Source organism: Methylobacterium terricola, assembly GCF_006151805.1.
GTDB lineage: Bacteria > Pseudomonadota > Alphaproteobacteria > Rhizobiales > Beijerinckiaceae > Methylobacterium > Methylobacterium terricola.
The window spans coordinates 1-5,627 of the sequence record NZ_VDDA01000077.1 but is presented as its reverse complement, the minus strand read 5'-3'; the positions used below and the strand labels follow the sequence as shown (position 1 = coordinate 5,627).

Sequence of the window (5,627 nt, the reverse complement as noted above, 5' to 3'; positions counted from 1 at the left end):
GGCGAGGCGGGTGCGGCGGCAGAAGCGGGGCGATCGCAGACCAGAGGTCGTCGGGAAGAAGCGGGCGAGCCATACCACCCCAACGCCCAACAGACCCGATCGTGCCGTTCTGTTAGGCGCTCTAAATCGTCGGCCGCCGGAAAGGTCCGCCGACTGGTGCCTCCGGAAGGGGGCAGGAACCCGCACGCACAAGGAACGAAAGGCGCATGGGCGACATTCTTCCTGCGAGCCAGCTTGGCTGTAAGGACTGCCGCCCATGACCCTCCTGATCGTCCTCATCCTCCTCATCCTGCTCTTCGGTGGCGGCGGCAGTTTCTACGGCGGCGGTCGCTACCGCACGGGCGGCCTCGGCATCGGCGGCATCCTGCTCATCATCCTGATCGTGCTTCTGCTCACCGGCCGGATCACCATCTGACCCCTCCTGCCCGTCTCCCGCCGCCAACACCATCGGTGGGTAACGGGCATCCTGTCGCTGTGGCTTGTCCCGGAGCTTCACAAGGATCCGGGGCGGGTTAGGCCTTCCCAATGGCTACTCTCCCACCCCTCGTCCTCGAATGGTCCCGCGGCCTCGCCGGCCTGTCGCCGGCGGTGATCCCGTGCCCCAACTTCAAGCCCGACGAGTGGCGCGAGACGCACGAGCGCGGCACCGAGTTCGTGACCCTGCGTGGTGCCCGGGCGCTCGAATACGGCTGGGACGCCGTCAGCTTGTTCGGGTTGAGCCCGAAGGATGGCATCATCCGCGTTGACTGGACGGGTGTGCTGATGCCGTTCTGGGCTGAGTTCGTCGAGATGACCCCGGAGTACATCGCGTTCGGCAAGGTGCGGGCGTTCAAGGATCAGCCGATCCGATATCGAGGCGTGCCGGTGTGGGGGTTCAAGCGATGAACTGGACGCCGAGAGCTTAAGTTGGACAAGTCTGGCAAAACAGGGGGCATGGCCGAGGTGGCTCGGCTCGCGGATCTCCTTGCAGGACGTGTGCTCGCCGAAGGCCTCGGGAGCCGATCAACTCCCATCATCCATATCCGTGCGCTTGTGGATGCAGCTATGTTGCTAGAGGATTATGGGCACGAGATACCGCCCTCTCTCGAAATGCTGATCCGGGAGGTTCAAGAGGCGATGGGCAATCAGGAAAGATGACGCGTCTCAGGGCCGCTCGACGACCACTCAAGTTTCGGCGCAGCGTCGTCCGCGACCTCAAGAACCGCATCCGCTTCGCTGTCGTCGGCCTACTCGTTCTGATCGGCCTCCATGTCGTCTCCATGATTGCCTTCGAGCATCTGGCGCTCGGCGAGGCGATATGGCTGACCTTCACCACAATCACGACAACGGGTTATGGTGACTACTCAGCGAAGACCACGGCCGGTCGCGCTTCGACCATCGTCCTTATTTACCTCAGCGGCATCTTCCTGCTGACCCAGGCCGGTAGCGCCTTCTTCGAGTTCAGGATCCTGCGGCGTGACCGCAAGCGGCGTGGCGAGTGGAGGTGGAACATGCGCGACCACATCGTGTTCGTGAACGCTCCTGCGGACGAGCCAGGCGACTACCTGCGGCGCTTGCTCGACCAGCTGCACCGCTCGCATGCAAACTACGCGACTGTTCCCTCTCTCATCCTGACCGAGGCGTTCGCAGACGGCCTTCCGCCAGACCTTGAGGACGACCCACTGATCGTGCAGTTGAAGGGGCGTTTTGATGATCCTGCAGCTCTGGAGGCCGCCGGCGTCGATAATGCCCAGGTGCTCGTCATTCTCGCCGAGCACGAAGGAGACCGGCTGTCCGACAGCCGCACCTTCGACATCATCCATCGGTTACGGGAGCGCGGGATCACAGCACGGATCGTCGCGGAATGCGTCGATGATCTTAACCGTGAGCGACTGAAGAAAGCTGGCGCATCGGCGATCGTGCGCCCTCTACGCGGCTATCCTGAAATGATCGTCCGCGCGATCGTTGCCCCTGGCACGGAATGGGTGATCGAGCGCCTGTTCTCCAGCGAAGGGGATGAGTGCTTGCGGTTCGATGTGCGGTTCAGTGGGTTGGCGTGGGAGCGTGTCGTGCAAGCCGTGCTCGGCGCCAACTACGGCATCGCTATCGGCTATGCTGATGCGGAGGGCCGCCCACATAGCAATCCCGCCCCGAATGCAGTAATCGATGCGACCGCTCTTTTCATCCTAGTTGGGGAACGTCAATTAACCACCGATGTCGCTCTGCACAAAATACTTTTATCAATTACAACATAGATAATCTGTTTCATGATGAGAAAATGTAGGCGATCAATGCGGTTGTTCGCGTGCTATCATCGTGATCTTTCAAGGTCACCAGCTTCCACTGTCAACCCAAAACTATGCCCAATCACAAGGCCAACGCCGCACGACCTGAGTAGCAATGCTGTCTGAGGATAACCGTCGTCAGGTGCGCGAGGCTGCCATCCTGGAACGATCGCGTTTCCCCGATCTTCTCCGACGCGAGAAGCCATGAGCAGAGCACGATGGACGATGATCGCGTATGGTCCTTTGAGAAGAGCCTTTGGACGGGCGATGCGGATCATTACCGACAGCTCGTCGACGACGAGTGCTTGACGGTGCTCCCGCAGCCGCCGTTTGTCATGAGCGGGAAGCAGGCGATCGAGGCGGTCGCCCATACGCCCCGGTGGTCGGAAATCGAAATATCCCAGGAGCAGATCTCGCGGCCACAGGAGGGCCTGATCGTCATCGCCTATCAGGCGACGGCTTCACGCGGTGAGCAGGCCTATGAGGCTCACTGCACCTCTACCTATCGGCGGCTCGAGCACGACAAGTGGCGCGTCGTGCAACACCAGCAGACGCCGCCCATCGTGAGTCGCCCTGCCGTCGAAGCTGTCGAGTAAGGCTGGCGGCGCGCGGCGGGCTGATGATCAGGCTCCATCCCTCCGCTCGCCCCGCGCGACCTCGGCCATCATCTCGTCCGGCAGCGGACGCTGGAGCTGCAAGGCCTCGTCAGCCGGTGCTTCCAGCCAAGTGCGCCACTCCTCCGCGGTGGTGAGCAGCACCGGCATCGCCTTCGGATGCACCGGCCCGACAACGCCGTTTGCCTGGGTCGTCAGGAACGAGAACAGCCGGTGCTCCTCCTCGACCGGCTCGTCCCGCTTCGGCCCGCGCAAACCGGTCCAGGGGCGCCAGATCCCGGCGAAGGCGAAGAGCGGCCGGCTCTCGTCGAGCGCAAACCACACTGGCGTCTTGCGCGGTTTGGTGTCGGCGTACTCGCTGAACGAGGTGACCGGCACCAGGCAGCGGTGCGCGGGTTTGAGCCAGGGCCTCCAGTAGGGCGAGGCGACGTTGCGCACGTTGGTGACCGGCTGGGTGCCGACCTTCGGCGGCGGAAAGCCCCAGCGCATCATGGTCAGCACCCGCTCGCCATCATCGACATAGACGACGGGCGCCATCTGGTCGGGGAAGATCCCGGGCAGCGGCGGCAGGTTGCCGGCCTCGTCGCGATCAACCGCGAAGGTGCGCCGGATTTTATCCTGGGAGCGGGCGAGGCTGTAGAGATTGCACATGATCGGGATAGTAGCCGATCTGCCCCTGCTAGTCCTTTGATGTCGGGACGAGCCGTTACGTGAGTGTCAACAGGCCACACGCGCAGCGAAGCTGAGTGGCCGGTATCGTGACATGCCGATCCGAACCACGCCCTGATGTTTTAGGCGCACCTCGCCTCAGCTACAAAATACTAGGTCAAGATGCGCATATTATATTTTTTGATTGCATTTTTGCGCGTTGATACATGCATCAAATTAATCGGTCCATCAGATCACGCATGGGTACGATCGCGTTGCCTCTGAGCAACATGCGCCACTAAATTTGGAAGCGACCGGACTAAATCGGCAGTAGTTGGGGCGCGTCTCACCTGTGATGTCGCACGGCTGTGCCATCTGCGGCAGGTCGTGAGCAGGCCCGATCCAGCATTTACGGCCCAGGTCGAACGACCGGCGAAGGGTAGACCATGCAAATCCCCCGCACGTCATCACTCGGGCTGGTTGTACTCGCGGCTGCTGTCGGTTCACTTCCGGCCCGGGCTCAGACGGTTTCAGAGATGGCGGCCCGGATGGATGCCATGCAGCAGCAGATGCAGGCGATGCAGCAGGAACTCGCAGCCCTGCGCTCCCGGAGCGGGGTACAACGGGCTGACATCGCCGGGCAGGCTCGGCAGCAGCGTGCGCTGGGCGCGGTGGAGCAGCGCATTCTCGCCAAGCAGAGGCAACAACAGGAGGTTGCCCGGGTGGGCGGACCCGGTGGGGCACGCGCGGCGGCCAGCGAGCACACCCCGATCGTGCTGGCTAATGACCTTATTTGCAATGCCGGCAGCTACACGTTGGGATCGGCGCTGTGCTTCACGCCGGGCGGCTTCGTTGAACTCGCCGGCATCTTCCGCAACCCGAACCTCGTCTCGGATGTCGGGACCGATTTCGGCGGGATCCCGTTCGGCAACTCGCTCCAGTCGCGCGAGAGCGAATTCCGCTTCTCGGCGCGCCAGAGCCGCCTGAGCGGCATGTTCACCGCCAAGGTCGATCCGACGCTGCAGATCAGCGGCTACTACGAGATCGACTTCCTGGGCGCAGGCGTGAACTCGAACTCGCGCGAGAGCAACAGCTATGTGCCGCGCATCCGGCAGATTTTCGCGACCGTCGACAGCCTCGACACCGGCTGGCACGTGCTCGCCGGCCAGGCCTGGAGCCTGGCGACCACCAACCTGTCCGGCATCACGGCGCTCAAGGAGCAGATCCCGCTCACCATCGACGTCCAGTACGTCGTCGGCTTCAACTGGACCCGCAACCCGCAGATCCGCGTGGTGAAGGACATTGCCCCCGGTGTGTGGGCCGGTATCTCGCTGGAGTCGCCGCAGAGCGTGCTGCCTGCGAGCCCATTTGCGACACCAGTCGGCTTGACGGCGAACCTCAGCAACCCGGGCGATCCGATCGGTCAGCTCAACAGTGCGACCACCTACTCGAACAACAACGCTCCCGACATCGTCGGCAAGCTCGCCTTTGAGCCAGGCTATGGCCACTATGAGATGAAAGGGCTGATGCGCTTCTTCAACGACCGCCAGATCGGCCGATCGAACGACGCGGTCGGCTACGGCATCGGTGCGGCGGCAACCTTGCCCCTCTTCGATAAGCGCGTCGAGATCCAGGCCAGCGGCCTGGTCGGGGAGGGCATCGGCCGCTACGGTTCCGGGCAGCTGCCAGACTTCGCCCTGCGGGCCAACGGGTCGATCGCGCCGATCCCGACCTTCCAGCTCCTCGCCGGCGCGGTCGCGCACGTCATGCCTGGCACCGACGTGTACCTCTATGCAGGCTGGGAGCACGCGAACCGAACGGGTGCGCTCAGCACAGCCGGCTACGGCTCACCGACTCTGGTCGTTTCGGGGTGCAATATCGAGGGCGCGGCCTCAACCACGTGCCAAGCCGAGACCCGTGACCTGCGCGAAATCACCGGCGGGTTCTGGCATGATCTGTACAAGGGCCCTTACGGCCGCTTAGTCGTGGGTGCGCAGGCTGCCTATGTCGAACGCGATGCCTTCCGAGGCGCCCTCGGGGTCCAGCCCTCGACCAGCGCTGTCATCGGCCTCGCTTCGCTGCGCTACTATCCGTTCTGATC

General features: G+C 63.1%; 6 protein-coding genes. 5 read left to right on the top strand and 1 reads right to left on the bottom strand.

The window, feature by feature from the left end:
* Window positions 1–256 precede the first annotated feature (256 nt).
* The 4 genes from FF100_RS36500 (at window position 257) to FF100_RS36485 (ending at window position 2,860) form a co-directional block, all read left to right on the top strand.
* Entirely contained in the window at window positions 257–415 is a 159-nt protein-coding gene (locus tag FF100_RS36500) for a DUF3309 family protein (protein WP_099956259.1), read from the top strand.
* Window positions 416–525: 110 nt separating this feature from the next.
* Window positions 526–885, top strand: a complete 360-nt coding sequence (locus FF100_RS36495; protein WP_205825163.1) for a hypothetical protein — start codon at window positions 526–528, stop codon at window positions 883–885.
* A gap of 248 nt (window positions 886–1,133) precedes the next feature.
* On the top strand, window positions 1,134–2,234 hold the full coding sequence (locus tag FF100_RS36490; protein ID WP_139040890.1) for an ion channel: 1,101 nt from the start codon (window positions 1,134–1,136) through the stop codon (window positions 2,232–2,234).
* Between the two features lie 248 nt (window positions 2,235–2,482).
* A complete protein-coding gene (locus FF100_RS36485; protein WP_139040889.1) occupies window positions 2,483–2,860 on the top strand; it encodes a DUF4440 domain-containing protein in 378 nt (125 codons plus the stop codon).
* A gap of 27 nt (window positions 2,861–2,887) precedes the next feature.
* Here the strand turns inward: FF100_RS36485 and FF100_RS36480 are convergent, their stop codons facing one another.
* Window positions 2,888–3,529, bottom strand: a complete 642-nt coding sequence (locus tag FF100_RS36480; RefSeq protein WP_139040888.1) for an SOS response-associated peptidase — start codon at window positions 3,527–3,529, stop codon at window positions 2,888–2,890.
* A gap of 554 nt (window positions 3,530–4,083) precedes the next feature.
* Here FF100_RS36480 and FF100_RS36475 point away from each other — a divergent pair.
* Complete coding sequence (locus FF100_RS36475) at window positions 4,084–5,625, top strand: hypothetical protein (protein WP_139040887.1); 1,542 nt, start codon at window positions 4,084–4,086, stop codon at window positions 5,623–5,625.
* Window positions 5,626–5,627 lie beyond the last annotated feature (2 nt).

What these genes read in the sequence shown, in the direction of transcription:
- FF100_RS36500 (WP_099956259.1), top strand. Translation starts at nt 257, where the DNA reads ATGACCCTCCTGATCGTCCTCATCCTCCTCATCCTGCTCTTCGGTGGC.
- FF100_RS36495 (WP_205825163.1), top strand. Translation starts at nt 526, where the DNA reads ATGGCTACTCTCCCACCCCTCGTCCTCGAATGGTCCCGCGGCCTCGCC.
- FF100_RS36490 (WP_139040890.1), top strand. Translation starts at nt 1,134, where the DNA reads ATGACGCGTCTCAGGGCCGCTCGACGACCACTCAAGTTTCGGCGCAGC.
- FF100_RS36485 (WP_139040889.1), top strand. Translation starts at nt 2,483, where the DNA reads ATGGACGATGATCGCGTATGGTCCTTTGAGAAGAGCCTTTGGACGGGC.
- FF100_RS36480 (WP_139040888.1), bottom strand. Translation starts at nt 3,529, where the DNA reads ATGTGCAATCTCTACAGCCTCGCCCGCTCCCAGGATAAAATCCGGCGC.
- FF100_RS36475 (WP_139040887.1), top strand. Translation starts at nt 4,084, where the DNA reads ATGCAGCAGCAGATGCAGGCGATGCAGCAGGAACTCGCAGCCCTGCGC.